We start from the raw sequence: 2802 nt of genomic DNA on the forward strand, positions 1-2802 counted from the left end.
CTTTTTCATCTGGTGAGAAAGCTGATAAAATGCCGTAGGCGTCTGATTCAAGATGGTCACTTTCTCTTTGAGAAGCAGCTCAGCAAAAGCCTCCGGATCCCGAGCCACAAAAGATGGAACAAGAACTAACCGGCCTCCATACAACAAGGCACCGTACATTTCCCAAACTGAAAAATCAAAACAATAGGAGTGGAACAATGTCCAAACATCTTCTTCCGAAAAATCAAAGAGATTCTGATCGTTAAATAAGAGACGTACCACGTTTCGGTGTTCCACCATGACTCCTTTCGGCTGTCCAGTAGATCCCGAGGTATAGATGATATAAGCCAAATCATCCGGACCAGCTTCCGCTTCCAGATTCGCAGAATCTTCTTTCTCCCATTCCCGTTCCCAAAGCCCCAGTACCTGTCCGGAATAATAGGTAGGAACGTCTTCTGCATACTGAACGATCAGCTTTTCGGCCCCGCTATCTTCAAGCATATAGCGGATTCTTTCCTCCGGGTAATTCGGATCAATCGGAAGATAAGCCGCACCCGCCTTTAATATACCGAGGATACTTATAATCATTTCTAAGGATCGCTCAGTTAAGATTCCTACAATCTGATTCCGCTGTACTCCTTGCCTTCGAAGGCTCCTTGCCACCTGATTGGCCATTCTATTTAATTTGGAATAGCTAACTTCCTGGTCACCAAAGACCAGAGCAGTACGAGAAGGCATCATAAGCACCTGTTCTTCAAAAAGTGCTGAAAGAGTCTTTGTTTTTGGATAAGTTCCGCCAGTAGAATTAAACTTTTCCAAAATTCTAGTTTTATCCTCAACAGAAAGCATATCTATTTCATCTACCTGTACATCAGGTGAATGAACAACCGTATTTACCATCATTTTTAAATGTGAAAAAATGGCATGTATTGTATCTTGTGTATACCTACGTTCATTAAAAATAATTTTTATTATTAAATCCTGGCCAGGTCCAATAAGGAGATTAAAGTCATAATTTGTCTGATCAAATGCGTCCACTTCCGTTAAAGTGAACCCGTATTTATCCATACCTTCTCTGCTTTGAATCGAATCATCAAATGGATAATTTTCAAAAACAACCATGTGATTAACCAATTGATTTCCCGTTTCTTTACCGGATTGAATATCAGCAAGGGAAACGTAACTAAAAGGTTCTGACCTAAGAGCCTCTTCCTGCAGCTGCTTAACTAGCTGCAGGAAGCTCTGGCCGGCAATTTTTTTAACCCTCACCGGCACTGCATTAATAAATAAACCAACGATTTTCTCAACACTAGGTATTTCTGATGGCCTACCAGAAACAATTGATCCAAAAACAGCATCCGTAGTATTGTTATATCTTTGTAGAAGAACGCCCCAAATTGCTTGGATAACCACATTTAAAGTGACCTTGCACTGTCTGGCTAAATCATTTAGCTTCTTGGTAATATCGGTTCCGAGCCTAAAAACAATCTCTTTCCTTTCATAACCTAGTAAAGCCTCAGAAGTACTTCTGCTCGGAAGGTTTGCAATTTGATTGTAGTCTTTTAAATAGTTATCCCAATAAACCCGAGCTTCTTTCTGATCTTGCTTTTGTAACCATGAAATATACTTACTGAATTCAGCTGGTTTTTCCAGCTTTGGCTCTTCCCCATTACGGATTTTCCCATATAAATCGAATAGTTCATTTAAAACAATTCCAAGAGACCACCCATCCATCAAAATATGGTGGAAGCTCCATATAAACGTATAATCTTCTCTACTAGTCTGAAAAACAGCAAATCTCATCAGTAGATCTTTCGAGAGATTAAAACCCTTCTTCTTATCTTGTGATTTATAGTATTCTATTATTGAAAACTGCTCTTCTGCAGGTTTAGAAGAAAGGTTTTGATAAGCAATTTTTATGCTCCTCTCTTTTAGAACAACCTGTTTAGGTTTACTAACCCCCTCATGAAGGAAGACGCTTCTGAAAATAGCATGTCTTTCAATTAACAAATTGAAGCATTTTTCAAACACAGGCAAATCTAAACTGCCTTTGAATTTAAAAGCCATCTGTTCAAAATAGGCATCACTATCACTGAGCAATGAATGGAAAAGCATACCTTCCTGCATTGGAGATAGACTATATATGTCATCAAATTTCTTCTCTTTCAAATTATCCCTCCATCCCATAAAGCTAGTGTAACTTTCTCAAGATGAGAATTTAGATATTATCTATAAGCTGAGATATAGCATCTAGCTCTTCAAATGTAAGTTCTTCATCAGAAAAATCACTAGGTGTTTTTTCTGCATCTGTCTTTCCGGCACAATGATTGATAACGGCTTTTAGCCATTCCTCATATTGCCTAATTACACTTTCAATAGTCTTATAATGAAATTTTTGAGAATCATAACTTACTTGAACTGTTAATTGACCTGAAGTGATAAAACCATTGAAGTCCAGTCCATTTGAAAAATGATTAATCGGGCTTACTTGAAAACCCATTGGCATCGTAGAATGCGTCTGGTTGCCTTCGATTTCAAACCTACCAAGATAATTAAAGCTTATCTCCGGTTTTCTCTTTCCTTGCCATTTGAACACTCTTTTATCAGAAAGGTATTGAAGTATCCCATATCCTGCCCCTTTATTTGGTATTTTCCGCAATGTTTCTTTTACTTCTTTAATAACACTGCCAAGATCACTTGAAGATACATCAAATACTACTGGAAACATACTTGTAAACCAACCAACCGTCCTACTTAGATCTGCTCCTTCTATGAAATCTTCGCGGCCATGTCCTTCTAGGTTGACTGCCATCCTATTTTCTC

General features: G+C 38.3%; 2 protein-coding genes. Both read right to left on the bottom strand.

What is annotated here, in order from left to right; all coding sequences use genetic code 11:
• Positions 1–2148: non-ribosomal peptide synthetase (locus ABWK52_RS18570; protein WP_353772065.1), on the bottom strand; the 2148-nt coding region annotated here is incomplete at its 3' end.
• A 49-nt stretch (positions 2149–2197) separates the two neighbouring features.
• Positions 2198–2802, bottom strand: a 605-nt coding sequence (locus ABWK52_RS18575) for a condensation domain-containing protein (protein ID WP_255289071.1), incomplete at its 5' end; no start/stop codon positions are given.

The organism is Bacillus sp. AP50, assembly GCF_040492675.1.
In the GTDB taxonomy this organism is placed as follows: Bacteria; Bacillota; Bacilli; order Bacillales; family Bacillaceae_G; genus Bacillus_A; species Bacillus_A cereus.